The sequence below is a fragment of the Limimaricola sp. AA108-03 genome, assembly GCF_050847355.1.
Lineage (GTDB): Bacteria > Pseudomonadota > Alphaproteobacteria > Rhodobacterales > Rhodobacteraceae > Limimaricola.
In genome coordinates this window covers 21,123-44,755 of record NZ_CP193755.1, presented here as the reverse complement: position 1 = coordinate 44,755, position 23,633 = coordinate 21,123, and the positions used below count along the sequence as shown (strand labels likewise).

At 69.1% G+C, this 23,633-nt stretch carries 23 protein-coding genes; 14 read left to right on the top strand and 9 right to left on the bottom strand.

Annotation, left to right across the window (positions count from 1 at the left end; translation table 11 throughout):
* Position 1: 1 nt before the first annotated feature.
* From dapD to ACRAQ3_RS00175, 9 genes are all read left to right on the top strand, one after another.
* Entirely contained in the window at positions 2–835 is an 834-nt protein-coding gene (gene dapD, locus ACRAQ3_RS00215) for a 2,3,4,5-tetrahydropyridine-2,6-dicarboxylate N-succinyltransferase (protein WP_432255262.1), read from the top strand.
* A 57-nt stretch (positions 836–892) separates the two neighbouring features.
* Positions 893–1,921, top strand: a complete 1,029-nt coding sequence (locus ACRAQ3_RS00210) for a sodium:calcium antiporter (protein WP_432256306.1) — start codon at positions 893–895, stop codon at positions 1,919–1,921.
* Between the two features lie 90 nt (positions 1,922–2,011).
* On the top strand, positions 2,012–2,269 hold the full coding sequence (locus ACRAQ3_RS00205; protein WP_269395450.1) for a GlsB/YeaQ/YmgE family stress response membrane protein: 258 nt from the start codon (positions 2,012–2,014) through the stop codon (positions 2,267–2,269).
* Between the two features lie 104 nt (positions 2,270–2,373).
* Positions 2,374–2,739, top strand: a complete 366-nt coding sequence (locus ACRAQ3_RS00200; RefSeq protein ID WP_269395449.1) for a hypothetical protein — start codon at positions 2,374–2,376, stop codon at positions 2,737–2,739.
* Positions 2,740–2,798: 59 nt separating this feature from the next.
* On the top strand, positions 2,799–3,947 hold the full coding sequence (dapE, locus tag ACRAQ3_RS00195; RefSeq protein WP_432255261.1) for a succinyl-diaminopimelate desuccinylase: 1,149 nt from the start codon (positions 2,799–2,801) through the stop codon (positions 3,945–3,947).
* Complete coding sequence (locus tag ACRAQ3_RS00190) at positions 3,944–4,372, top strand: GNAT family N-acetyltransferase (RefSeq protein WP_269395447.1); 429 nt, start codon at positions 3,944–3,946, stop codon at positions 4,370–4,372. Before dapE ends, ACRAQ3_RS00190 begins: the two co-directional genes overlap by 4 nt.
* A gap of 53 nt (positions 4,373–4,425) precedes the next feature.
* Positions 4,426–6,690, top strand: a complete 2,265-nt coding sequence (gene rnr, locus ACRAQ3_RS00185) for a ribonuclease R (RefSeq protein ID WP_432255260.1) — start codon at positions 4,426–4,428, stop codon at positions 6,688–6,690.
* Between the two features lie 68 nt (positions 6,691–6,758).
* Positions 6,759–8,273: an FAD-dependent oxidoreductase gene (locus ACRAQ3_RS00180; protein ID WP_432255259.1), complete on the top strand. Its 1,515-nt coding sequence runs from the start codon at positions 6,759–6,761 to the stop codon at positions 8,271–8,273.
* Positions 8,274–8,380: 107 nt separating this feature from the next.
* Complete coding sequence (locus tag ACRAQ3_RS00175; RefSeq protein WP_432256305.1) at positions 8,381–9,637, top strand: lytic murein transglycosylase; 1,257 nt, start codon at positions 8,381–8,383, stop codon at positions 9,635–9,637.
* 13 nt (positions 9,638–9,650) lie between these two features.
* On the opposite strand, the gene ACRAQ3_RS00170 is transcribed toward ACRAQ3_RS00175, so the two are convergent.
* The 9 genes from ACRAQ3_RS00170 to ACRAQ3_RS00130 all read right to left on the bottom strand — a co-directional run bounded on the left by ACRAQ3_RS00170 (position 9,651) and on the right by ACRAQ3_RS00130 (position 17,710).
* Positions 9,651–10,163 carry an N-acetyltransferase family protein gene (locus tag ACRAQ3_RS00170; RefSeq protein ID WP_432255258.1) on the bottom strand — a complete coding sequence of 171 codons (513 nt, stop codon included), beginning with the start codon at positions 10,161–10,163 and terminating at the stop codon, positions 9,651–9,653.
* An 11-nt stretch (positions 10,164–10,174) separates the two neighbouring features.
* A complete protein-coding gene (locus tag ACRAQ3_RS00165) occupies positions 10,175–10,591 on the bottom strand; it encodes a hypothetical protein (RefSeq protein ID WP_432255257.1) in 417 nt (138 codons plus the stop codon).
* 56 nt (positions 10,592–10,647) lie between these two features.
* The gene (locus ACRAQ3_RS00160; RefSeq protein WP_269395441.1) at positions 10,648–11,130 is read right to left on the bottom strand and encodes an RNA pyrophosphohydrolase; all 483 of its coding nucleotides are present in this window, start codon (positions 11,128–11,130) and stop codon (positions 10,648–10,650) included.
* Positions 11,127–12,512 carry a S41 family peptidase gene (locus tag ACRAQ3_RS00155; RefSeq protein ID WP_432255256.1) on the bottom strand — a complete coding sequence of 462 codons (1,386 nt, stop codon included), beginning with the start codon at positions 12,510–12,512 and terminating at the stop codon, positions 11,127–11,129. The genes ACRAQ3_RS00160 and ACRAQ3_RS00155 overlap by 4 nt, the downstream gene beginning before the upstream one ends.
* 52 nt (positions 12,513–12,564) lie before the next feature.
* Complete coding sequence (locus ACRAQ3_RS00150; protein WP_432255255.1) at positions 12,565–13,683, bottom strand: murein hydrolase activator EnvC family protein; 1,119 nt, start codon at positions 13,681–13,683, stop codon at positions 12,565–12,567.
* Positions 13,680–15,194 carry a 2,3-bisphosphoglycerate-independent phosphoglycerate mutase gene (gene gpmI / locus ACRAQ3_RS00145; RefSeq protein WP_432255254.1) on the bottom strand — a complete coding sequence of 505 codons (1,515 nt, stop codon included), beginning with the start codon at positions 15,192–15,194 and terminating at the stop codon, positions 13,680–13,682. Before gpmI ends, ACRAQ3_RS00150 begins: the two co-directional genes overlap by 4 nt.
* Before the next feature lie 97 nt (positions 15,195–15,291).
* Complete coding sequence (gene rlmH / locus ACRAQ3_RS00140; RefSeq protein WP_432255253.1) at positions 15,292–15,762, bottom strand: 23S rRNA (pseudouridine(1915)-N(3))-methyltransferase RlmH; 471 nt, start codon at positions 15,760–15,762, stop codon at positions 15,292–15,294.
* On the bottom strand, positions 15,762–16,127 hold the full coding sequence (rsfS, locus tag ACRAQ3_RS00135; RefSeq protein WP_085895134.1) for a ribosome silencing factor: 366 nt from the start codon (positions 16,125–16,127) through the stop codon (positions 15,762–15,764). The genes rlmH and rsfS overlap by 1 nt, the downstream gene beginning before the upstream one ends.
* A 158-nt stretch (positions 16,128–16,285) precedes the next feature.
* Complete coding sequence (locus ACRAQ3_RS00130) at positions 16,286–17,710, bottom strand: mechanosensitive ion channel family protein (protein WP_432255252.1); 1,425 nt, start codon at positions 17,708–17,710, stop codon at positions 16,286–16,288.
* A gap of 283 nt (positions 17,711–17,993) precedes the next feature.
* On the opposite strand from ACRAQ3_RS00130, the gene leuC reads away from it, so the two are divergent.
* The 5 genes from leuC to leuB all read left to right on the top strand — a co-directional run bounded on the left by leuC (position 17,994) and on the right by leuB (position 23,633).
* Entirely contained in the window at positions 17,994–19,397 is a 1,404-nt protein-coding gene (leuC, locus tag ACRAQ3_RS00125; protein WP_432255251.1) for a 3-isopropylmalate dehydratase large subunit, read from the top strand.
* Positions 19,397–20,002, top strand: coding sequence for a 3-isopropylmalate dehydratase small subunit (gene leuD, locus ACRAQ3_RS00120; RefSeq protein ID WP_269395434.1), 606 nt, complete (start codon positions 19,397–19,399; stop codon positions 20,000–20,002). Before leuC ends, leuD begins: the two co-directional genes overlap by 1 nt.
* A gap of 419 nt (positions 20,003–20,421) precedes the next feature.
* Positions 20,422–21,213 (top strand): hypothetical protein, encoded by a 792-nt coding sequence (locus ACRAQ3_RS00115; RefSeq protein ID WP_269395433.1) that lies wholly within the window; start codon positions 20,422–20,424, stop codon positions 21,211–21,213.
* Positions 21,210–22,322, top strand: coding sequence for an endonuclease/exonuclease/phosphatase family protein (locus ACRAQ3_RS00110; protein WP_432255250.1), 1,113 nt, complete (start codon positions 21,210–21,212; stop codon positions 22,320–22,322). Before ACRAQ3_RS00115 ends, ACRAQ3_RS00110 begins: the two co-directional genes overlap by 4 nt.
* Before the next feature lie 204 nt (positions 22,323–22,526).
* Positions 22,527–23,633 carry a 3-isopropylmalate dehydrogenase gene (gene leuB, locus ACRAQ3_RS00105; protein WP_269395431.1) on the top strand — a complete coding sequence of 369 codons (1,107 nt, stop codon included), beginning with the start codon at positions 22,527–22,529 and terminating at the stop codon, positions 23,631–23,633.

Sequence of the window (23,633 nt, the reverse complement as noted above, 5' to 3'; positions counted from 1 at the left end):
CATGGCCGATACGAACACTGCCCAGCTCGAAACCGCGATCGAGGCCGCCTGGGAGGCGCGCGACACGATCACCCCCGCGACCGGCGGTGAAACCCGCGAAGCCATCCTCGACACGCTCGACGCGCTGGATTCGGGCACGCTGCGGGTCGCCGAAAAGCGCGGCGACGACTGGCACGTGAACCAGTGGGCCAAGAAGGCGGTGCTCCTGGGCTTCCGCATCAAGGACATGGAAATGCAGCCCGGCGGCCCGCAGGGCAGCGGCTGGTGGGACAAGGTCGACAGCAAGTTCGCCGGCTGGGGCGAGAACCGTTGGCGCGATGCGGGCTTTCGCGCCGTGCCCAACGCCGTTGTCCGCAAATCGGCCTATATCGCGCCGGGCGTGGTGCTGATGCCCTCCTTCGTGAACCTCGGCGCCTATGTCGATTCGGGCACGATGGTCGACACTTGGGCCACGGTCGGCTCCTGCGCCCAGATCGGCAAGAACGTGCACCTGTCCGGCGGCGTCGGCATCGGCGGCGTGCTCGAGCCGCTGCAGGCCGACCCGACCATCATCGAGGACAACTGCTTCATCGGCGCCCGCTCCGAGGTGGTCGAGGGCTGCATCGTGCGCGAGGGCTCGGTGCTGGGCATGGGCGTCTATATCGGCAAGTCGACCAAGATCTTCGACCGCGAGACCGGCGAGGTCTCCTATGGCGAGATCCCGCCCTATTCGGTCGTGGTCTCGGGCTCGCTGCCCTCGAAGGGCGGCGTGAACCTTTACTGCGCCGTGATCGTCAAGAAGGTCGATGCCCAGACCCGCTCCAAGACCGGCATCAACGAACTGCTGCGCGACTGATCCCGGGATCGCGGTGGCGGGGTGGAACCGCGCCGCCGCCGCGACCCTTGGGAGGGCATGATCCAGAACCTGCCCCTGCCCTATCTGCTGGCCGTCTTCGCTCTCGCGGGGGCGGCCGTCATCTATTCATCGATCCGCGCCACGCGGCTCGCCGACATCATCGCCGACCGCACCTCCATGGGCGAGGCGATGGCCGGCGGCATCATTCTCGGCGGCGCGACCTCGCTGGCGGGGGTGGTGGTCTCGATCAACGCCGCGCTGGACGGCGACGCCTCCTTCGCCTTCTCGAACGCGGTCGGGGGGATCGCGGCGCAGACCCTGTTTCTCGCCATCGCCGACCTGATCTATCGCCGCGCCAATCTCGAGCATGCGGCGGCCGAGCCCGCCAACCTGATCCAGGCGGTGATGCTGATGGTCCTGCTCAGCCTGCCGCTTTGCGCCATCGCCGGGCCGAACATCTCCTATCTCGGGGTACACCCGGTCTCGGTAGCGCTGTTCCTCGCCTATCTCTACGGGGTGCGGCTCTCGGCCCAGGTGTCGGAGCACCCGATGTGGCGCCCGGTAATGACCTCCGAGACCCGCACCGACGAGCCCGAGGACGAGGACGAGGCGAACCGCTCCGTCACCGGCCCGGCCCTGCGCTTCGCGGCGCTGGTGGCGGTGATGGGCCTTGGCGGCTGGGTCATCAGCCAGGTCGGCGGCGCCTTCATCGAGCGCTTCGGCCTGCGCTCCAGCCTTGTCGGGTCGCTGATCACCGCCGTCGTCACCTCGCTGCCCGAGTTCGTCACCACGATCGTCGCGGTGCGGCGCGGCGCTTTGCAGCTCGCGGTGGGCGGCATCATCGGCGGCAACACCTTCGACACGCTGTTCCTCGTGGCCTCCGACCTGAGTTTCCGCGAGGGGTCGCTCTACCACGCGGTGGGCACCACGGACCTTTACTGGCTCGGCACCGGGTTGCTGATGACCGGGATCCTGCTGGCCGGCCTGATCGCCCGGCAACGCGAGGGCCCGGCCCGGATAGGCTTCGAGAGCGTCGCCATGCTGGGGGTCTACGCGATAGCCGCGACGATCGAAGTGATTGGTTGAGGTCGAGCGGGGCGCGGAACGCATCCTCACCTTCGCGTGTTCAGACCCTGAAGGGCCGGGGGGACCGGTCGGAATACTGGAGTGGACGACATGAGCGGTGTGGGTTGGTTCACGGCGATCATCATCGGCGCGATCGCCGGGTGGTTGGCCGAAAAATTCATGAAGGCCGATATGGGCCTGCTGATGAACATCATCCTCGGCATTCTCGGGGCGATGCTGTTCAATTTCCTCCTCGGTCTCGTGGGCGCCGGGCTCACAGGATTCTGGGGTTCGCTGATCGCCGGCTTCATCGGCGCCTGCATCCTGATCGGCATCGCGCGGATGATCCGCGGCAGGAAGCACGGCTGATCCGCAGTCTCGACGAGACCTTCTGGACCCCGCGCCGGTGGCGCGGGGTCTTGCGCATCGCGCGCATGGGTGCCACCTGCGTCGGGACGGGAACGGAGACGATCATGGCCCAGAAGCAGGACAAGCCCAGGCGCACCCAGCAGGTCTACACGCTGCTGGTCGAGGTCGGCCGCAGGACCGGCGACGGTCTGCCCGAAGGCGCCACCGGCGCCGCGCTGATGTGCTACGCCTCGGGCGTCGACGAGGCCGAGGCGGTGCGCGAGACCGTCGCCATCCTCAAGCAGGCCGACCTCGCGCCGCTCGACGTCACCGGCTACGGCACGCTCGACGAGCGGCTGGCCGAAGGGCACGACATCGACGACGACGAGCGGGCGCTGATGGGCCGCGCGCTCGAGGAGAACTCGGTGATCGTGGCGCAGATGACGCCGTTCTTCGAGGACGCCAAGGGCGGCACGGACACGCTGCACTAGCCCCGATTGAAACCGTCCTTCCCCCGCGCTACCCCTTCCTCAACCGAAGGAGCGACCGGATGTCCCAGACCACAGACCCCGCCGATCTGACCGCGCGGCTGATCCGCTGCGCCTCCGTCACCCCGGAGGAGGGCGGCGCGCTGGTGCTGCTGCAGGGGATGCTGGAGGCGGCCGGTTTCGACTGTACCCGCGTCGATCGCGGCGGCATCGCCAACCTCTTCGCCCGCTGGGGCGAAAAGGGCGCGGCGCGGAGCTTCGGCTTCAACGGCCATACCGACGTGGTGCCGGTGGGCAATCGCGACGATTGGTCGGTCGATCCCTTCGGTGCCGAGGAGAAGGACGGCCAGCTCTACGGGCGCGGCGCCTGCGACATGAAATCCGGCGTCGCGGCCTTTGTCGCGGCCGCCATCGACTTCGTGCGGGACACGCCCCCCGACGGCGCGGTGATCCTCGCCATCACCGGCGACGAGGAGGGCGAGGGCGTCGACGGCACCCGGGCGCTGCTCGACTGGATGGCCGAGACCGGCGAGAGGATGGATCTGTGCCTCGTCGGCGAGCCGACCTGCCCCGAGCGTTTCGGCGACATGATCAAGATCGGTCGGCGCGGCTCGCTCAACGCCTTCCTGACGGTGACCGGCACGCAGGGGCATTCCGCCTATCCGCACCGGGCGAACAACCCGATCCCGGCGATGGCGCGGCTGGTGGACCGGCTGTCGAGCCACCCGCTCGATCAGGGCACCGACCATTTCGACGCCTCGACGCTGGCGGTAGTGACGATGGACACCGGCAACCCCGCCACCAACGTGATCCCGCGCCAGACCCGCGCCACGCTCAACATCCGCTTCAACGACCTGCACTCGGGCGCCAAGCTGACCGAGTGGCTGCGCGCCGAGGCCGATTGGGTGGCCGAGGAGTTCGGCGTCGAGATCGGCGTCGAGGTGAAGATCTCGGGCGAATCCTTCCTGACGCCGCCGGGACCGCTGTCGGATCTGGTTGCGGCGGCGGTCGAGGCCGAGACCGGGCTGCGGCCGGAGCTCTCGACCACGGGCGGCACCTCGGATGCGCGCTTCGTCAAGGAGCACTGCCCGGTGGTCGAGTTCGGGCTGGTCGGCCAGACCATGCACCAGGTCGACGAGCGGGTGGAGATCGCACAGATCCACCGGCTGAAATCCGTCTATGCCCGGATCCTCAAGGACTACTTCACGTGAAACACGAGATCACCGAGACCACCGACCTCACCCATTGCCACGCGCTGCGCCGTACCGTCTTCATCGAGGAGCAGAACGTCTCCGAGGCGGACGAGATGGACGGGCTCGACGCCGAGGCGATCCATCTCATCGCCACCTGCGACGGCAAGCCCGCCGGCACCGCGCGGCTGCTGATCCGCGGCGAGACCGGCAAGATCGGTCGCGTCGCGGTGCTGCGCGAGCATCGCGGCACGGGCTTGGGCGCGGCGATCATGCGGCAGGCCGAAGAGGCGCTGCGCTCGCGCCCGGGCGTGACGCGGCTCTATCTCTCGGCCCAGACCCACGCCCTGCCCTTCTACGAAAAGCTCGGCTATGTCGCCTATGGCCCGGAATACGACGACGCCGGCATCCCGCATCGCGACATGGAGAAGCGGCTGGACCGCTAGGGCGGGTCACCTGATCGCGTGACGACCCCCCATGCGCGTGCTACCTGCTGCACATGAACAGATTGCCCTCCCGCGAGGAGGTCCTGCAATGGATCTCCGACAACCCGACCCAGACCGCGAAACGCGACATCGCCCGTGCCTTCGGCATCAAAGGCGCGGCGCGGATCGACCTCAAGCGCCTGCTGCGCGAGCTCGAGGACGAAGGGCACCTGCAGAAGAAGCGCAAGACCTACCGCGACCCGGACCGGCTGCCGCCGGTCTCGGTGCTTTCGGTACTGCCGCCCGATGCCGATGGCGATCTCTGGGCCCGACCGCTCGAATGGCATGGCGACGGCGAGGAGCCCAAGGTTCTGATCCTGACGCGCGAAAGCGACGCGGGTCTGGGCGCGGGCGACCGCATCCTCGCCAAGCTCACCGCCACGCCAGGCGAGGAGCACGACTATACCGCGCGGCTGATCCGCAAGATCGGCACCAACCCGCTGCGCATCCTCGGCATCTTCAAGAAGGCCAGCGAGGGCGGGCGCATCGTGCCGATCGACAAGGGCGTCGACAAGCAGTGGATCGTTCCCGAAGGCGCCGAGCACGGCGCCAAGGACGGTGAGCTGGTCGAGGCCGAGCAGTCGGGACCCAAGGGCCGCCTCGGCCTGCCCAAGGCGCGCGTGATGTCGCGGCTGGGCGATCCCACCGCGCCGCGCGCCGTCTCGCTCATCGCGATCCACCAGCACGGCATCCCGGACCACTTCTCCGACGCGGTGCTGGCCGAGGCCGATGGCAAGAAGCCCGCCGGGCTCAAGGGGCGCACCGATCTGCGCGAGCTGCCGCTGATCACCATCGACCCCAGCGACGCGCGCGACCACGACGACGCGGTGCTGGCGCAACCCGACGACGCGCCCGACAACGAGGGCGGCCATATCCTCTGGGTCGCCATCGCCGACGTCGCCCATTACGTGACGCCGGGCTCCGAGCTCGACCGCGAGGCGCGCAAGCGCGGCAACTCCACCTATTTCCCCGACCGGGTCGTGCCGATGCTGCCCGATCGGCTCTCGGGCGACCTGTGCTCGCTGCACGAAGGTGTGCCGCGCGCGGTGATCGCGGTGCGCATCCGCATCGACGCGAATGGCGAGAAGATCGGCCACCGCTTCGAGCGGGCGCTGATGCGCTCGGCCGCCTCGATGTCCTACGAAGAGGCGCAGAGCGCGATCGACGGCCAGCCCACCGACCGCGCCGCCACCATGCTGGACGAGGTGCTGCGCCCGCTCTGGGCCGCCTATGGCGCGCTCAAGAAGGCACGCGAGCGGCGCCAGCCCCTGGAACTCGACCTGCCCGAGCGGCGGATCGAGCTGAACGAGATGGGACAGGTCACCTCGATCTCCTTCAAGGACCGGCTCGACGCGCACCGGCTGATCGAGGAATTCATGGTGCTGGCCAATGTCTGCGCCGCCGAGACGCTGATCGCCAAGCGCCAGCCGCTGCTGTTCCGGGTCCACGAGGAGCCCAACCCCGACAAGCTCGACGCGCTGCGCGAGGTGGTGAAGGGCTCGGGGCTGACGCTGGCCAAGGGTCAGGTGCTCAAGACCGCGCATCTTAACCAGCTTCTGGCGCAGGCCGAGGGCACCGAGCAGGACGAGCTGATCAACCTCGCGACGCTGCGCTCGATGACGCAGGCCTATTACAACGCCGAGAATTTCGGCCATTTCGGCCTCGCGCTCAGGGACTACGCGCATTTCACCTCGCCGATCCGGCGCTATTCCGACCTGATCGTGCATCGCGGCCTGATCTCGGCGCATGGCTGGGGCAAGGTCGGTCTCAGCGACACCGATCTCGAACGGCTCGACGAGACCGCCAAGCAGATCTCCGACACCGAGCGCCGCTCGATGCTGGCCGAGCGCGACACCACCGACCGCTACCTCGCGGCCTTCATGTCCGAACGGATCGGCGCCGAGCTTCCGGGAAGGATCAGCGGCATCGCCCGCTTCGGCGTTTTCGTGAAGCTCGACGAGACCGGCGCCGACGCGCTGGTGCCGATCCGCTCGCTCGGGAACGAGTTCTTCCACTTCGATGCCGAAAGCCAGACGCTGATGGGCTCGGATAGCGGCCGGGTGATCGGGCTGGGGCAGCGCGTCACCGCGCGCTTGGTGGAGGCGGCGCCGATCTCCGGCGGGCTGATCGCCGAGCTGGTCGAGATCGATGGCGCGACGATGCCGCGCGGCCCCTCGCGCCGCCCCGGCAAGCCGCCGCGCCGCAAGGCGGGCGTCGCCAAGAAGAAGGCGGCCGTGCGCGCCAAGAAGGAAAAGCGCAAGGTCACGCGCAAGCGCTGATCCGTTCCGCGTGGAACTCTCCCACCCTTCGCCGGTTCGCCCAGTGGGAAACCGGCGGAGGGACGATCATGGCACGGCACGATATCGGCGCGCTCGAGGATCTCGAGGAGAACCGCCCGCTCAAGGTCATGGCCGGCGAGACCGCGATCCTCGTGATCCGGCGCGGATCGGAGGTCACCGCGCTGGCCCATGCCTGCCCGCATTTCGGCCTGCCGCTCTCCAAGGGTCATCTCGACGGCGACCGGCTGATCTGCGCCTTTCACCACGCCTGTTTCGACGTTTCCTCGGGCAAGCAGACCCAGCCGCCGGGCCATGGCGACCTGCGCCGCTACGCGGTGGAGCAGCGCGATGGCCACGTCTTCGTGGAGATGCCGGAGGCGGCCGACCCCCACCCCGCTCCGGCGCATGTCCGGCGCGGCAAGGAAACGCGCCGCATCGTCATCGCTGGCACCGGAGCGGCGGCCGATGCCTGTGCCCTGACGCTGCGCGAAGAAGGCTTCGAGGGATCGATCTCGATGATCTCGCCGGAGGGGCAACCGCCCTATGACCGGACGCTGCTCAGCAAGGGAGTGCTGGCGAGCGGCGAGTTGCCGCGCCATCTTACCCTCACCCCGCCCGAGGCGCTGGCCGAGCGCGATATCGACCTCGTCGAAGGACGCGTGGCAGCGATCGACGCCGCCGCGAAGGAGGTCCACACCGAGACCGGCGCGACCCATGGCTATGATGCGTTGCTGATCGCCACCGGCGGCACCGCCAACCTGCTCGACCTGCCCGGCGCCGATCTCGGCAGGCTGTACCACCTGCGCTCGCGGCAGGAGGCCGAGATCCTCACTCGCGCCGCCGGCGAGGCCAAGCGCGCGGTGGTGGTCGGCGGTGGCTTCACCGGGCTGGAAGCGGCGCTGAGCTTCGCCAAGCGCGGGCTGGAGGTGACGGTGGCGCTGCGCGAGGAGACGCCCCTCGCGAAGATCGTCGGCGAGGAGGTCGGCCGCGCGATCCGGGCCGAGCACGAGGCCAAGGGCGTGCGCTTCGTCACCGGCGCCAATGTCGCGGGCTTCGAGGGCGAGGGGCGCCTCTCGGCGGTGCGGCTCGAAAACGGCGAGCGGTTGGAGAGCGATCTGGTATTGCTCGCGATCGGCGTCCGCCCGGCCACCGCGATCGAGGGGCTGTCGCCCGATGAGGATGGCGGGCTGCGCACCGGGCCGGACCTCGCCATTGAGGCTCTCGATGGCGTCTGGGCCGCCGGCGACGTGGCGCGCGTACCGACGCCATGGGGCCGGGTCCGGATCGAGCATTGGCGGGTCGCGCGTCAGCACGGCGCCCGCGCGGCCCGCGCCATGCTCGGCAAGCCCGCGAGCGAGATCGACGTCCCCTTCTTCTGGACCGCTCTGGGGCGGCAATACCGCTATCTCGGCCATGCCCAGGACTGGGACGAGATCCGTATCGACGGCGACCCCACCGCCGATTTCACCGCCCGCTACGTCAAGGACGGCCGGGTGATGGCGCTGCTCGGTGCCGGGCGCGACGCCGAGATCGCGCGCGCCCATGCCGAGATGATCCGGGCCGCCGGTCCGCTGCCCGGTTGAGCCGCGCGACTGAGCGGTTTCCCGCCGCCCCGCCCGTCCCCCCTGTGGCGACTCACCCGCATCGCGGTAGTGCTGCCACAAACGAAAAGGAGCAGTCGGTGCGGATCTTGACGACACTTCCACGGGCGGGCCTTCTGGGCCTCGCACTCGCGGCCTTGGCATCATGCGGGGCGGTCTCGGGCCCTCTCGACAGTTCGCCTCGCCCTCCGGCCCGTGCGGAACAGATGGACGAGAACATGCGCCCCCGCCCCAATTCCGGCTTTTCCAACTGGGTCGCGGGCTATCGCCCCCGCGCGCTCTCGGCTGGCGTCTCCGGCACCACATTCGACCGCGCCTTCGCCTCCGCCGGCTACATCCCCGGTGTGATCGAGAAGGATCGCAACCAGGCCGAATTCACCAAGACGCTCGGCGAATACCTCTCCACCGCCGCCTCCGACACGCGCGTCGAGACGGGCCGCGCGATGCTGTCGCAATATGCGAGCCTGCTGTCCGAAATCGAGGCTCGTTACGGCGTCGACCGGCAGACCGTGCTCGCGGTCTGGGGCATGGAGAGCAATTTCGGCAAGCGGCGCGGCGACGTGCCGGTGGTCTCGGCTCTGGCGACGCTGGCATATGAGGGGCGGCGCGGTCGCTTCTTCGAGCAGCAGCTCACCTCGGCGCTGAAGATCCTGCAGAACGGCGATGTCAGCCCCGAGAACATGAAGGGCAGCTGGGCCGGGGCGATGGGCCACACCCAGTTCATCCCCACGAGCTACGAGGCCTATGCCGCCGATTTCCGGGGCGACGGCCGCCGCGACATCTGGTCCGACGACCCGACCGACGGGCTCGCCTCGACGGCCAAGTACCTGTCGAATTTCGGCTGGCGCAAGGGCCAGCCCTGGGGGGTCGAGGTGGTGCTGCCGCAAGGCTTCAACTACGGTCTCGCGGGCGGCACCAAGAAGAGCGCGGCCGAGTGGCAGAGCCTGGGCGTGCAGGCCGCCAGCGGCGGGCGGATCGGCGATTTCGGCGCGGCCGAGATCCTCGTGCCCGAGGGCGCGCAGGGCGCGGCCTTCATGACCTTCCGCAATTTCGACGTGATCAAGCGCTACAACGCCGCCGACGCCTACGCGATCGGCGTGGGCCATCTGGGCGACCGGATCGCCGGTGCCGGGCCGCTCAGGACCAAGATGGCGACGGGCCGGGCGCTCAAGCGCGCCGAGCGGGCCGAGATCCAGAGCCGCCTGACCGCGCTAGGCTATAACACTGGCGGCGCCGACGGCATCATCGGCCCGAACTCGATCGAGGCGATCCGCGCCTACCAGCGGGCCAACGGCCTGCCAGTGGACGGCTTCGCCTCCGAGAGCCTGCTGAAACGGCTGCGCTGAGCGCGCGGCGGGCTCAGCCCGCCGCCCCCTCCTCGGGCCAGACCAGCCCCATGATCAGCAGGTCGTCGAACACGCCATCGACATAGTAGGCCGCCACCTTCCGGCCCTCGTGGCGAAACCCCATGCGCTCGTAGAGGGCGATCGCGGATCCGTTGCGGGCCCGCACGTCGAGCTCCACCCGGCGCAGCCCCGCCGCGCGCGCTGCCGCGAGCGTCGCGCGCAGCAGCGCCCGGCCAATCCCGGCACCGCGGCGATCGGCGACGACGCCCATGCCCAGGACGCCGCAATGCGTGTGGACCGGCCGGACCGACCTCTTGATGTCGCACCATCCGACGATGCGGTCGCCCTCATGCGCCACGAATTGCGGGTTGCCCTCGTGCAGGTTCGCCTCGACGAAGGCCCGCGCGGCGTCGAGCGGCGGGGCCTCGAAGGAGGCGAGGAAGCGCCGCTCGCGCGCCACTCCGTCGAGCGCGGCATGGAAGCCCTCGACGTCGTCGAGGGTGATCGGCGCGATCCGTGCCGCCATGGCCTCATCCTTCATTCGACCGCCCTGCAATCTTCGCCGCGCATGCAGGCGGCCAGCCTTTCGCGCATGGCGGCGTCCGGCGCGGCCTGCACCTTGCCCGGGCAGGGGTCGAGATCGACGATGAGCCGCCCGTCCTCGACCCGCGCGAAGACCAGCACCTCGTCGCCCGGCGCGAGGCTGCCGCACCACGGGCCCGCGCAGGAGGGTTGCAGCACCATCGCCGTCTCGACCGGCGTGTCGAAACCGGTGGGGCCCAGCTGGTGGCCTGTGAAATCGGCGGGCACCGGGTTCGGCGTGGCGCTCACCGGTTGGGAGAGGTCCTGCATGGGCGGCAGCTTCGATGCGTCGAACGCGAACCGTCCGACATAGGCGCGGTAGGTCTCGGGCGCGGCATGGATCTCGGCGAAGCTCCGCACCGGGTCGGGCACGAGGCAGGAGAGCGCCGAGGCCGGGCCGGCGGCGAGGAGCGCCAGCCCGGCGGCGATCAGATGAGCGGCCCGAGCCGCTCCAGCACCTGCTCGTAGACGTGGCGCTTGAACGGCACGATGGCCTCGGGCAGCTCGGCGGGGTCGATCCATTTCCATGCGCTGAACTCCGGGTGCTTGGTGGCGATGTCGATGTCGCGCGCCTCGCCCCGAAAGCGCGCCAGAACCCAGGTCTGGGCCTGGCCGCGATAGCGCCCGCCCCAGATATGCGGCACCACCTCCATCGGCAGGTCGTAGCGCAACGGCTCCTCGGTCTGGGCCACGATGTCGACCTTGTCGGCGGTGATGCCGGTCTCCTCCTCGAGCTCGCGCAGCGCCGCGGCGCGGGCGTCCTCGCCCGCGTCGATGCCGCCCTGTGGCATCTGCCAGGCCTCCTGGTCGCGGTCGATCCGCTGGCCGACGAAGACCCGGCCCTCTTCGTTGACCAGCATGACGCCCACGCAGGGGCGGAACGGCAGTGCGGCGATGCTGGCAGGCCTCACTGAGCCGCCTCCCCCGCCGCCTCGGCGCGTTTCTCGGGATCGGCCAGCGCGCGGGGACCGAGCGCCGAGAGCCCCTTGAGGATGTCGATCGCATAGGCGAGTTGGTAGTCCTGCTCGCGCAGCTCGGCGGCCTTCTCGGCGCGCTCGCGATCCGCCTCGAGCTGCTTCAGCTCGTCCTCCGAGAGGCTGTCATTGTCGAGACTGCCGCGCAGGTCGGCCTCCGAACGCAGCGGCCGCGCCGTCGTGTCCTCCTCGGTCTCCTCCACGGGCGCGGGGCGCGGCTGCTCGACGATGATGTCGGGCGAGATGCCCAGCGCCTGGATCGAGCGCCCCGAGGGCGTGTAGTAGCGCGCCGTGGTCAGGCGCATCGCGCCCTCGCCCCTGAGCGGCATCACCGTCTGCACCGAGCCCTTGCCGAAGCTCTGCGTGCCCACGACGATGGCCCGGCGATGATCCTGCAGCGCGCCGGCGACGATCTCCGAGGCCGAGGCCGAACCGCTGTTGATCAGCACCACCATCGGCTTGCCCTCGATCAGGTCGCCGGGCGTGGCGTTGTTGCGGTCCGATTGCTCGACGTCGCGGCCACGGGTCGAGACGATCTCGCCCGCCTCGAGGAAGGCGTCGGAGACGTAGATCGCCTGGTTCAGCAGACCGCCGGGGTTGTTGCGCAGATCGAGCACCACGCCGTTGACGTTCTCGAGCCCGCCCGCCTTCTCGATCTCCTCGGCCAGACCCTTCTTCAGGTCCGGGAAGGTCTGGTCGTTGAAGGTGGTGACGCGCATCACGATGGTGTCGCCTTCGATGCGCGCGCGCACCGCATTGAGCTTGATCGTGTCGCGGATGATCGAGACGTCGAAGGGCTCGTCCTCGCCGTCGCGCACCACGGTGATGACGATCTCCGAGCCGACCGGCCCGCGCATCAGGTCCACCGCCTCGTCGAGGGTCAGGCCCAGAACGCTCTCGCCGTCGACGGCGGTGATGAAATCGCCCGCGAGGATGCCCGCCGCATCGGCCGGGGTGCCATCCATCGGCGAGACGACCTTGACGATCCCCTCTTCCTGCGTGACCTCGATGCCAAGCCCGCCGAACTCGCCGCGCGTCTGGGTGCGCATGTCGGCCGCGTCCTCGGGCGACAGGTAGCTCGAATGCGGGTCGAGCGAGGTCAACATGCCGTTGATCGCGGCCTCGATCAGGTCGCCCTCATCGACCTCCTCGACATATTCGGCGCGAATTCGCTCGAAGATGTCGCCGAACAGATCAAGCTGCTCATAGACGCTGGCATTGCGCTCGGCCTCCTGAGCGACGAGCGGTCCGGCCACCTGCGTCGTGACGATCAGTCCGAGCGCGGTTCCGCCAAGCGCCGCCAGTACCAGTTTCCTCATGCGCAACATTCCCTCTGCCTGCGGCCCGGGCCGCCTTTCGGGCGCGCGCCGGTCAGGCCGGCGCGAACCATGTTTCGGGGTCGACGGGGGCATCCCCCTCCCGTACTTCCAGATAAAGCGTTTCCGACCGCGGCGCGCCACCGCCCTGCGCCGTTTCGGTCAAGATTTCGTGCGGTGCGGGCGGGTCTCCGCCCATCAGGCCCAGCGCCGCGCCCGCCGGCAGGATCTCTCCGGTACGGCCATAGACCTCGGCCAGCCCGGCCAGGATCACCAGCACCCCCGCCGCCGGTTCGAGGATCGCGACATTGCCGTAATCGAGCAACTCGCCGCGAAACCGCAGCGTCGCCGCCACCGGGGTGGTGACGAGGCTGCGCGGCGCGGTGGCGATCACCAGACCGGGCCGGGTGACGCCCGCCGCATCCGCCTCGCCGAAACCGCGCAGCACCTGCCCCTGCACAGGGAGCGGGATCTGTCCCTTGAGACCGGTGGCGTCCGGCACCGTGCTCGACAGCTCGGCATCAATGGTCTGCGCCAAGCCCGAAGCAAAGCCGTCCAGCGTATCGGTCGACGCAATCAGCAGCGCCGTCGCCACCGGATTCTCGGTAAAGCGCATCGGCAGATCGGTACGCTCGGAGATCGCCTCGGACAATGCGCTGCGCGCGCTTTGCGCCCCCGAAAGCCCCTCCTCCAGCGTGGAAATCGCGCTTTGCTGCAGCGCCGCGAGATCGGCGGCCTCCTGCAGGTCGGCGCGCAGCCGCTCGGCTTCGGCCTGCAGCGCCGGCGTGACCTCCGAGGCGATCAGCCCGGCGCGTGCGGTGCCCAGCGGTCCGGCCGGGTGCAGCAGCAAGAGCGGTGCAGGGGCACGCGACATGGATTGCAGCGCGCCCAGCACCTCCGCGATCTCGTCGCGTCGCGCCTCCAGTTCCACCGCGATGGCCCGCTCGCGGATCGCGGCGCGGCGCAGCCCGTCGCGCAGCGCCGTCAGACCCGCCTCGTAGGCCCGCACCGTTTCGGTCAGCGCCGAGACCCGGTCGCGCGCGCCCTGCGCCGCGTCGAGCTGCTGCGAGGCGGCGGCGAGACGCTCGGCGGCGGCCCGCGCCGCCGCCGCCGTCTCCTGCGCGGTGGCCGGCGCGGCCATCAGCGCCAAGGCGAGGAAAAGCGCCGCCCTCATCCGATGAGGCTGCGCCCGGTCATCTCGGGCGGCAGGTCGAGGCCCATCAGGTCCAGAAGCGTCGGTGCCAGATCGGCAAGCCGACCGTCGCGCAAGCGTGCCCCCTCGGGGCCGCCGAACAGCGCGACGGGAACCGGGTTCAGCGTATGCGAGGTGTGCGGCCCGCCGGTTTCGGGGTCGATCATCATCTCGCAATTGCCGTGATCGGCGGTCACGATCATCGCGCCGCCCGCCTGTTCAAGCGCCGCGCAGACCTTGGCCAGGCCCTGATCCACCGCCTCGCAGGCACGGATCGCGGCATCGAGATCGCCGGTATGGCCGACCATGTCAGGGTTGGCGAAGTTGGTGACGATCAGGTCGTAGCCCTTGCCGATGGCCGCCACGAAGGCCTCGGTCACCTCGTCGGCCGACATCTCGGGCTGCATGTCATAGGTGGCGACATTGGGCGATTTCGGCATGAACCGGTCCTCGCCTTCCTCCGGCTCCTCCTTGCCGCCATTGAGAAAGAAGGTGACGTGCGGGTACTTCTCGGTCTCGGCGAGACGGAACTGCGTCAGCCCCTTGGAAGCGACCCAGGCGCCCAGCGTGTTGACGATGTCGCGCTTGGGGAACACCGTCTCGTACCAGGCGACGTGCTTGTCGGAATATTCGACCATGCCGAGCCTCGCGGCCAGCGCCGGGGCGTCACCGCGCTCGAAGCCGTCGAACGCCGGATCGGCGATGGCCGCGAGGATCTCGCGCGCCCGGTCGGCCCGGAAATTGAGGCAGAACAGCCCGTCCTGCGGCTGCATGCCGGCATAGTCGCCGATCACCGTGGCGGGGATGAATTCGTCGGTCTGGTCCGCATCCCAGGCGGCCTTCACCGCCGCCAGCGGATCGGCGGCCGCGTGGCCCTCGCCCTTGACGATGGCGTCATAGGCGGTCTTCACCCGGTCCCAGCGATTGTCGCGGTCCATGGCGAAGTAGCGGCCGATCACGGTCGCGATGCGAGTGCCCTCGGGCAGCTTCTCGATCAGGTCCTCGAGATAGGCATCCGCCGATTTCGGGGCGACGTCGCGCCCGTCGGTGATGGCGTGCACCGTCACCGCCACGTCGCGGTCGCGCAGTGCCCGGGCCGCGGCGACGATATGGTCGAGGTGACCATGCACGCCGCCATCCGAGACGACGCCGAACAGATGCGCAGTGCCGCCCGAATCCTGCAACGTCTTGGCGAAATCTGCGATCGCCTCGGCCTCGAGGAAGCTCCCGTCCTCGATCGCGAGATCGATCTGGCCGAGATCCATGGCGACGACCCGGCCTGCGCCGATATTGGTGTGACCGACCTCGGAATTGCCCATCTGCCCCGAGGGCAGGCCCACATCCGGCCCATGCGTGGTCAAGGTCGCGTGGGGGCCTTGCATGATCCGGTCGAAGGCCGGGGTGCGGGCCAGCGCCGGCGCGTTGCCTTCCGTTTCGGCGCGTAGCCCCCAGCCGTCGAGAATGCACAGGACCACGGGTTTGGGTGTCGCCATCGGGAAAGCCTCCTCGGGAACGTTTCGCGCCAGTCCTGAGCCAAAGCGTTCCGATTGTCCACTGACGCGGGGTCAGAGCATGCCGTCGGGCTCCATCTCAGACCCGGTGATAGGGCGCTCCGGCGAGGATCGAGGCGGCGCGGTAGAGCTGTTCGCTCAGCATCGCGCGCACCAGCATGTGCGGCCAGACCATCGGGCCGAAGGACAGCATGGCATCGGCGCGGGAACGCAGCGCCGGGTCGATGCCGTCGGCGCCGCCGATCACGAAGGCCACTTCCGCCCGGCCCTGGTCACGCCAGCTCGCCAGCATGTTCGCGAAATCGGGCGAGCTCATCTCGCGGCCGCGCTCGTCCATGGCGCAGATCACCGCGCCGCCGGGAATGGCGCGGTCGAGCAGCGCCGCCTCGGCGGCCATGCCTCCGCCCTTGCGGTCGTCGACCTCGGTGATCGTGAGCGGCCCGAGGCCCAGCGCCCGCCCGGTCCGTTCGAACCGGGTGGTGTAGTCCTCGACCAAGGCGCGCTCGGGGCCGGATTTCATCCGGCCCACCGCGCAGATCCTGACGCGCATCAGCGGAAGGCGTCGGCGGCCGCCCCCTGGGGCGCCCACATCTTCTCCAGCTGGTAGAACTCGCGCACCTCGGGTCGGAACACGTGCACGATCACGTCGCCGGTATCGATCAGCACCCAGTCGCCGGTCTCCTTGCCCTCGGTCTTCGAGAGCACGCCGTAATCCTGCTTGAGCTTGTCCGTCAGGTGTTCGGCGATGGCGGCGACCTGACGCGAGGAGCGGCCCGATGCGATCACCATGTAATCGCCCATCTCGGAGCGCCCGCGCAGATCGATCTGCACGACGTCTTCGGCCTTGTCGTCATCGAGGGAGACGAGGATCGCTGCCAGCAGCTTTTCGCTCGTCGCGGAGGGCGCCCCGGCCATCAGGCCCGCGCCCTGGGGAGCAGCTTGCGCCGCTTGGGTGGAAAGGGACAGGTCATCATCCTCCGGTTTCACGCCGCCGACTTTGCCCCGGCGCCGGGCATGTTCCAAATGTAGCAAGGGGGGGGGTCGTTTTCAACGATCCCGCACCTCGCATCCGATCACTCGGCGGTGGGTCGCGCGACACGCAGGGCGGAGCCGTCGAGCACCCGGACCTCGCGCTGCGGGAAGGGAATCGAGATGCCCTCGGCCTTGAACGCGTCCCACAGAGCGAGAAACACGTCGCCGCGGATATTGGTGAGCCCCGCCGTCGCGTCGTCGATCCAGAAGCGCAGCAGGTAGTTCACGCTCGAATCGCCGAAGGCGGTGATATGGCAGACCGGTGCCGGCTTTTCCAGAACCCGCCCGCAGCCCGCCGCCGCCGCGATCGCGACCCGGCGCACCAGATGCGGATCGTCGCCATAGGAGGTGCCGAAATCCAGATCGATCCGCACCGAGTTGTCGGAATGGGTCCAGTTCACCACCTGGGTGGTGATCAGGTCCTCGTTCGGGATCAGGTATTCCTTGCCGTCGCGGGTGACGACGGAGGCGTAGCGCGCGCCCAGCGTCGAGATCCAGCCGAAGGTCTGGCCGACCGAGATCACGTCGCCGGGCTTGATCGACTTGTCCATCAGGATGATCAGCCCCGAGACTAGGTTCGACACCACCTTCTGCAATCCGAAGCCGAGGCCGACGCCGATCGCGCCCGACAGCACCGCGAGGCCGGTGAGGTCCACCCCCACCGCGCGCAACCCGACGAAGACCGCGATGCCGTAAAACAGCAGCTGGCTGAGCTTGACCGCCAGCACCTGCATCGAAGGGCTGATCTCCCGGTTGCTCTCGATCCGGTGCGCCGAGCTGCGCGCCAGCAGCCGCGCCACGAAGAAGGCGACGCCCAGCACCAGCGCCGCCTTCAGCACCAAAAGCACCGAGATCCGCAGATCGCCGGCCTGGATCGCGAGCCCGTCGAGCAGCCGCGCCGTCTCGGTGGTCAGGTCGAGGATGCGCAGGGTGATCCAGGCCCATGCGCCGTAGCGTACGATGCCGCGCAACAGCGGATTGACGATCAGCCGCGACACCAGCGCCACGAAGAGCCAGCCGGTGGCGAGGTTGGCGGCGATCCGCAGCACCGCCGCGCCGGCTGGCGGGTCGAACTGCCGCACCGCCGCCACGGCGATCCACAGCAGCGTCACGAACAGCACCGCGCGCAGACGCCGGTGCAGCGTCACCGCATAGCGCATCCGCCAGCGCGGCCAGCCTTCGCGGTGCCGCATCCAGTCATGCAGCTTCGGCCCGAGCCAGGCACGACCCAGATGCGCCAGCGCGAAGGCCCCGAAGAGGATCAGCAACTGCCACGCGTTCCAGGGCTGCATCACGCCCTGCAGCACCCGCTCGGCATCGCTCAGCAGCCGATGGCCCAGATCCTCGGCCGCCTCGGCCAGAACCTCCGGCGCCTCGGCCGCCTGCGCCGCCATTTCGGCGGCGGCCGCCTCGGCCTCCACCGTGGCGGTCTCCGCCACCTCCTCCACCCCGGTTTCCGGCTCCATCGCGCGCACTACCCTCTCTTTTACGTGCAGAGCATGTAGCGCCGCCGCCCCCCGGTCCAGCCGCCGCAGGCTCTTGTGCCGAAGGGTCCGAGGGAGTATCTGAACGCCATGACTCGGGTCTTCGACATGGATGATCGCGCGCGCCTGCCCTGGCGGTTCTTCGGCGCAACCTGCACGATCCTCGCGCGGCTTTGACGCGGCGGGGCGCTCTGGCGCCCGCTCGACCCTTCGGCGCGCAGCCGCGCGCCCTGTCAGACATATCCAGCCGCAAGAGGACCACTCCATGACCGGCAAGACACTCTACGACAAGATCTGGGACGCGCATCTCGTCCATCAGGCCGAGGACGGCACCGGCCTGCTCTATATCGACCGCCACCTCGTGCACGAGGTCACCAGCCCGCAGGCCTTCGAGGGGCTGCGCATGGCCGGCCGCCAGGTGCGCGCGCCCGAAAAGACCATCGCCGTGCCGGACCACAACGTCCCCACCACCGAGGGCCGCGACAAGGTCATCGAGAACGAGGACAGCCGGATCCAGGTCGAGGCGCTCGACAAGAACGCCCGCGACTTCGGCATCAACTACTACCCGGTCTCGGACGTGCGTCAGGGCATCGTCCACATCGTCGGCCCCGAGCAGGGCTGGACCCTGCCCGGCATGACCGTGGTCTGCGGCGACAGCCACACCGCGACGCATGGCGCCTTCGGGGCGCTGGCGCATGGCATCGGCACCTCGGAGGTCGAGCACGTGCTCGCCACGCAGACGCTGATCCAGTCGAAGTCCAAGAACATGAAGGTGGAGATCACCGGCCAGCTGGCGCCGGGCGTCACCGCCAAGGACATCACCCTCTCGGTGATCGGCAAGACCGGCACCGCCGGCGGCACCGGCTACGTCATCGAGTATTGCGGCGAGGCGATCCGCTCGCTGTCGATGGAAGGCCGGATGACGGTCTGCAACATGGCGATCGAAGGCGGCGCCCGCGCCGGTCTGATCGCCCCCGACGAGACCACCTTCGCCTATGTGAAGGGCCGCCCGCACGCGCCGAAGGGTGCGCAGTGGGAAGCCGCCATGGAGTGGTGGAAGACGCTCTATTCCGATGACGACGCGCATTGGGACAAGGTCGTCACGATCCGTGGCGAGGACATCGCCCCGGTCGTCACCTGGGGCACCTCGCCCGAGGACGTTCTGCCGATCACCGATGTCGTGCCAGACCCGAGCGCCTTCAAGGGCGGCAAGGTCGAGGCGGCCAAGCGCGCGCTCGACTACATGGGGCTGACCGCCGGCACGCCGCTCAAGGAGATCAAGATCGACACGGTCTTCATCGGGTCCTGCACCAATGGCCGGATCGAGGATCTGCGCGCCGCCGCGGCGATCCTCAAGGGCAAGAAGATCAAGGACGGCATGCGTGCCATGGTCGTGCCGGGCTCGGGCCTCGTGCGCGCCCAGGCCGAGGAAGAGGGCCTCGCCGACATCTTCAAGGAGGCGGGCTTCGAGTGGCGCCTCGCCGGCTGCTCGATGTGCTTGGCGATGAACCCCGACCAGCTTGCCCCGGGCGAGCGCTGCGCCGCGACCTCGAACCGCAATTTCGAGGGGCGCCAGGGCAAGGGCGGGCGGACCCACCTGATGAGCCCGGCGATGGCGGCGGCCGCCGCGATCACCGGACACCTGACCGACGTGCGGGAGATGATGTGATGGACAAGTTCGAAAGCTTCTCGGGCGTCGCCGCCCCCATGCCGCTGGTCAACATCGACACGGACATGATCATCCCCAAGCAGTTCCTGAAGACCATCAAGCGGTCCGGGCTGGGCGTGAACCTGTTCGCCGAGATGCGTTATCTCGACGACGGGTCGGAGAACCCCGATTTCGTGCTCAACAACCCGGCCTACCGCAACGCCGAGATCATCGTCGCCGGCGACAATTTCGGCTGCGGCTCGTCGCGCGAGCACGCGCCTTGGGCGATCAAGGATTTCGGGATCAAATGCGTGATCTCGACCAGCTTCGCCGACATCTTCTTCAACAACTGCTTCAAGAACGGCATCCTGCCGATCGTGCTGCCCCAGGAGCAGGTCGACGTGCTGATGAAGGACGCCGAAAAGGGCTCGAACGCGCGGCTCGACATCGACCTCGAGAACCAGACCGTGACCACCTCCGAGGGCGAGAGCTTCCACTTCGAGGTCGACCCCTTCCGCAAGCACTGCCTGCTCGAGGGGCTCGACGACATCGGCCTGACGCTGGAAAAGGCAAGCGCCATCGACAGCTTCGAAAGCCAGGCGAGCCAGGCTCGACCCTGGGTCTGAGATCGAAGATTCGGACAGGAAAAGGGCGGCCCGGCGGGCCGCCCTTTTCGCATTGTGACGAGGGAGTGTTTCCCGTGCCGTAAGGTCACGCCTGCCCTACCCTGTCTGGTAGGACCTGCCCGAACAGCCACTATATACCCTCTCCAAAAGGCATAAGTTGCTGATCGAAGGCCCCATTATCGGTCCATTGCAGTGCCGACTCCGTCGCAAAAGCGCCGCAGTTCAAGCGCTTCTTGAGAACTATGCGTTGCCGCCTGAACTGGGAAAGGGCACAAATAGTGGCAGGATTGAGGCATGACGGCCCGCTTGGGCCGAAATTCGCCGGTAAAGAGCCGCGATATCAAAACGTGGCCGCCCGGCGCAGGAATGGGCAGACTATGGTCGCGCGACTGACAGGTGGACTCCTGCGGGCGGTGCTGATGATGTTGCTGATCGCAACACCATCGATGCTGCTGCAGACGGGCGGTTCCGGCACCCCGGAGATCGTGGCGCTGGTGGCGATCGCCGCGGGGCTGTTCACCGCGGTCGAATACACCTCGCTGTCGCCGAGCCTGGTCGAATTCCGCGATGCGCCGCCCTTCAACCGCATCCGTTTCGCCACGGCGGCGCTCTCGGTGTTCCTGCTGTCGCTGCTGGCGGGTCATGCCGACGACGCCTCCACCTTCACGGCGCTTGTCGCGGCGCTGACGGCGCCGCTGGGCCACGCGCTCGACATGCCCTATTCGCCGGTGCGGCTGGTGATGCTGACCCTGCCGGAAGGCACCTCCGGCGCGCTGGCCGACCAGGTCCGGGTCGGTGCCGCGCTGAGCTACCTGCTGTCGCTGGCGTCGCTGCTGATCTTCGTGGCGCTGCTGCGGTTCCGGGGCTGGCCGATGCGCTCGGGCAATTTCAATGTCTGGATCAACCTGCCGACTTTCGATCCGACCTCGGGCCCGGACGTGATCTGGCGCCTGCGTCGCGACGGGCAGGTCAACCTCGTGCTGGGCTTCCTGCTGCCCTTCATCGTGCCGGCCCTGTTCAACATCGGCGCGCCGATCTTCGGGCCGATCGACCTGTCGAACCCACATACGCTGATCTGGACCATGACCGGCTGGGCCTTCCTGCCAGCGAGCCTGCTGATGCGCGGCGTGGCGCTGCAGCGCGTCGCCGACATGATCGGCGCCCAGCGCGAGCGAGCCTCGGCGCGCGAAGCCGGGCTGATGCCCGCGTGAGCCTTGGGGCGCGCCTCGGTCGCGCCCTTCTCGCCGTCCTTCTTGCCGCCCCGCTCGCGCCTCTGGCGCCCCCCCTCTCGGCCGAACCCCTGCGGCTCGCCACCTACGCCCCGGCGCTGAGCCGCGACGGCCCCGGACTGCTGCTGCGTGACATCCGCCGGGGCGAGGCACAGGTCACGGCCGTTGCCCGCGTCATTACCGACACCGCTCCCGACATGCTGCTGCTTACCGGTTTCGACCGCGATGCCCGAGGTGTCGCGCTTGCGGCCTTCGCGGCGCTGCTGCGCGAGACGGGCGGACCGGATTACCCCTATCTCCTCGCCCCGCCCTCGAATGCCGGGCTGGCCTCCGGGCTGGATCTCGACGGCGATGGTCGCCGCGACCGGCCGCGCGACGCCCATGGCTATGGCCGCTTCACCGGCGACGGCGCGATGGCGCTGCTGTCGCGCTTTCCGGTCTCCCTCGTGCACGACTTCACCGGGTGGCTCTGGCGCGACCTGCCCGGCGCGGCGCAGCCCAAAACGGGCGACGCCCCCTTTCCATCGGCCGAGGCGCAGGCCGCGCGACGCCTGTCGAGCACCGGGCACTGGGTGGTGCTGGCCGAGACGCCGCAGGGGCCCCTCACCCTCATGGCCTTCGCCGCCACGCCGCCGGTCTTCGACGGGCCCGAGGATCTCAACGGGCTGCGCAATCGCGACGAGATCCGGCTCTGGATGCGGTTTCTGGACGGCGATCTCGGCCCACCACCGGCGCCGCCCTTCGCGATCATCGGCCTTGCCAATCTCGACCCGGCCGATGGCGAGGGCCGCCGCGCCGCGATGCGCGCCCTGCTCGCCGATCCGCGCCTCGTCGACCCCCAGCCCCGCAGCCCCGGCGGCCGCGCGAACGCCACGCCGGGCCAGGCGGGCGATCCGGCGCTCGATACCGCCGATTGGGAAGACCCGCCGGAGGGGCCGGGCAACCTGCGGGTCGATTACGTTCTGCCCTCGCGCGCAGGGCTGCGGGTCACCGGCGCCGGCGTGACCTGGCCCGTCACAGGCCCGCTGGCCGAAGCCGCGGCCAAGGCCTCGGCGCACCGGCTGGTCTGGGTCGACCTCGAACTGGAGTGAGCGCATCGGGTCGTCGGCGGGATTTGCGTATTTCAGGAAAGATGAACCAAGGGGGCGCGCCGCCTCGTCTGCCCTTCTCAGGTTCACACGGCATCCGGTCTCGGGTTGGCGCGCGGCATCGGGGGACGGGGCGCGAACTTGACCCTGCGGCGGCCACAGGCTACCGCATCGCCATTCCATTCGTTTCAATCCGGAGCCCGCAACGTGTCCAATCCTTCCCTTCTGATCCTCGCCGGCGACGGCATCGGTCCCGAAGTCATGAACGAGGTGAAGAAGATCATCGGCTGGTACGGCGAGAAGCGCGACCTCGCCTTCGACGTCGAAGAGGATCTCGTCGGCGGCGCCGCCTATGACGCGCATGGCACGCCGCTCACCGACGCGACGATGGAACGCGCGCAGAACGCCGACGCCGTGCTGCTCGGTGCCGTGGGCGGGCCGAAATACGACACGCTCGACTTCTCGGTGAAGCCCGAGCGCGGCCTGCTGCGCCTGCGCAAGGAAATGGACCTGTTCTCGAACCTGCGCCCGGCGCAGTGCTTCGACGCGCTGGCCGACTTCTCCTCGCTCAAGCGCGACGTGGTCGCCGGGCTCGACATCATGATCGTGCGCGAGCTGACCTCGGGCGTCTATTTCGGCGAGCCGCGCGGCATCCACAAGGAAGGCAACGAGCGCGTCGGCATCAACACCCAGCGCTATACCGAGAGCGAGATCGCCCGCGTCGCGCGCTCGGCCTTCGAGCTGGCCCGCCGCCGGGGCAACAAGGTCTGCTCGATGGAGAAGGCCAACGTCATGGAATCGGGCGTGCTCTGGCGCCAGGTGGTGACCGAGATCCACGAGGCCGAGTACCCGGACGTCGAGCTGAGCCACATGTATGCCGATGCCGGCGCCATGCAGCTCTGCCGCTGGCCCAAGCAGTTCGACGTGATCGTCACCGACAACCTGTTCGGCGACCTCCTTTCGGACGCCGCCGCGATGCTCACCGGTAGCTTGGGCATGCTGCCCTCTGCGAGCCTGGGCGCGCCGATGGCCAATGGCCGCCCCAAGGCGCTCTACGAGCCGGTGCACGGCTCGGCCCCCGACATCGCCGGTCAGGGCAAGGCGAACCCGATCGCCTGCATCCTGAGCTTCGCCATGGCGCTGCGCTACAGCTTCGACAAGGGCGACGAGGCGACCCGCCTCGAACAGGCCGTCGAGAAGGTGCTGGCCGATGGCAAGCGCACCGCCGACCTGCTCGGCCCCGAGGGCGGCACGCCGATCTCCACCGCCGAGATGGGCGACGCGATCATCGCCGCGCTCGACGCTTCGCTCTGA

What these genes read in the sequence shown, in the direction of transcription:
- dapD (WP_432255262.1), top strand. Translation starts at nt 2, where the DNA reads ATGGCCGATACGAACACTGCCCAGCTCGAAACCGCGATCGAGGCCGCC.
- ACRAQ3_RS00210 (WP_432256306.1), top strand. Translation starts at nt 893, where the DNA reads ATGATCCAGAACCTGCCCCTGCCCTATCTGCTGGCCGTCTTCGCTCTC.
- ACRAQ3_RS00205 (WP_269395450.1), top strand. Translation starts at nt 2,012, where the DNA reads ATGAGCGGTGTGGGTTGGTTCACGGCGATCATCATCGGCGCGATCGCC.
- ACRAQ3_RS00200 (WP_269395449.1), top strand. Translation starts at nt 2,374, where the DNA reads ATGGCCCAGAAGCAGGACAAGCCCAGGCGCACCCAGCAGGTCTACACG.
- dapE (WP_432255261.1), top strand. Translation starts at nt 2,799, where the DNA reads ATGTCCCAGACCACAGACCCCGCCGATCTGACCGCGCGGCTGATCCGC.
- rnr (WP_432255260.1), top strand. Translation starts at nt 4,426, where the DNA reads ATGAACAGATTGCCCTCCCGCGAGGAGGTCCTGCAATGGATCTCCGAC.
- ACRAQ3_RS00180 (WP_432255259.1), top strand. Translation starts at nt 6,759, where the DNA reads ATGGCACGGCACGATATCGGCGCGCTCGAGGATCTCGAGGAGAACCGC.
- ACRAQ3_RS00170 (WP_432255258.1), bottom strand. Translation starts at nt 10,163, where the DNA reads ATGGCGGCACGGATCGCGCCGATCACCCTCGACGACGTCGAGGGCTTC.
- ACRAQ3_RS00155 (WP_432255256.1), bottom strand. Translation starts at nt 12,512, where the DNA reads ATGAGGAAACTGGTACTGGCGGCGCTTGGCGGAACCGCGCTCGGACTG.
- ACRAQ3_RS00150 (WP_432255255.1), bottom strand. Translation starts at nt 13,683, where the DNA reads ATGAGGGCGGCGCTTTTCCTCGCCTTGGCGCTGATGGCCGCGCCGGCC.
- gpmI (WP_432255254.1), bottom strand. Translation starts at nt 15,194, where the DNA reads ATGGCGACACCCAAACCCGTGGTCCTGTGCATTCTCGACGGCTGGGGG.
- rlmH (WP_432255253.1), bottom strand. Translation starts at nt 15,762, where the DNA reads ATGCGCGTCAGGATCTGCGCGGTGGGCCGGATGAAATCCGGCCCCGAG.
- rsfS (WP_085895134.1), bottom strand. Translation starts at nt 16,127, where the DNA reads ATGGCCGGGGCGCCCTCCGCGACGAGCGAAAAGCTGCTGGCAGCGATC.
- ACRAQ3_RS00130 (WP_432255252.1), bottom strand. Translation starts at nt 17,710, where the DNA reads ATGGAGCCGGAAACCGGGGTGGAGGAGGTGGCGGAGACCGCCACGGTG.
- leuC (WP_432255251.1), top strand. Translation starts at nt 17,994, where the DNA reads ATGACCGGCAAGACACTCTACGACAAGATCTGGGACGCGCATCTCGTC.
- leuD (WP_269395434.1), top strand. Translation starts at nt 19,397, where the DNA reads ATGGACAAGTTCGAAAGCTTCTCGGGCGTCGCCGCCCCCATGCCGCTG.
- ACRAQ3_RS00115 (WP_269395433.1), top strand. Translation starts at nt 20,422, where the DNA reads ATGATGTTGCTGATCGCAACACCATCGATGCTGCTGCAGACGGGCGGT.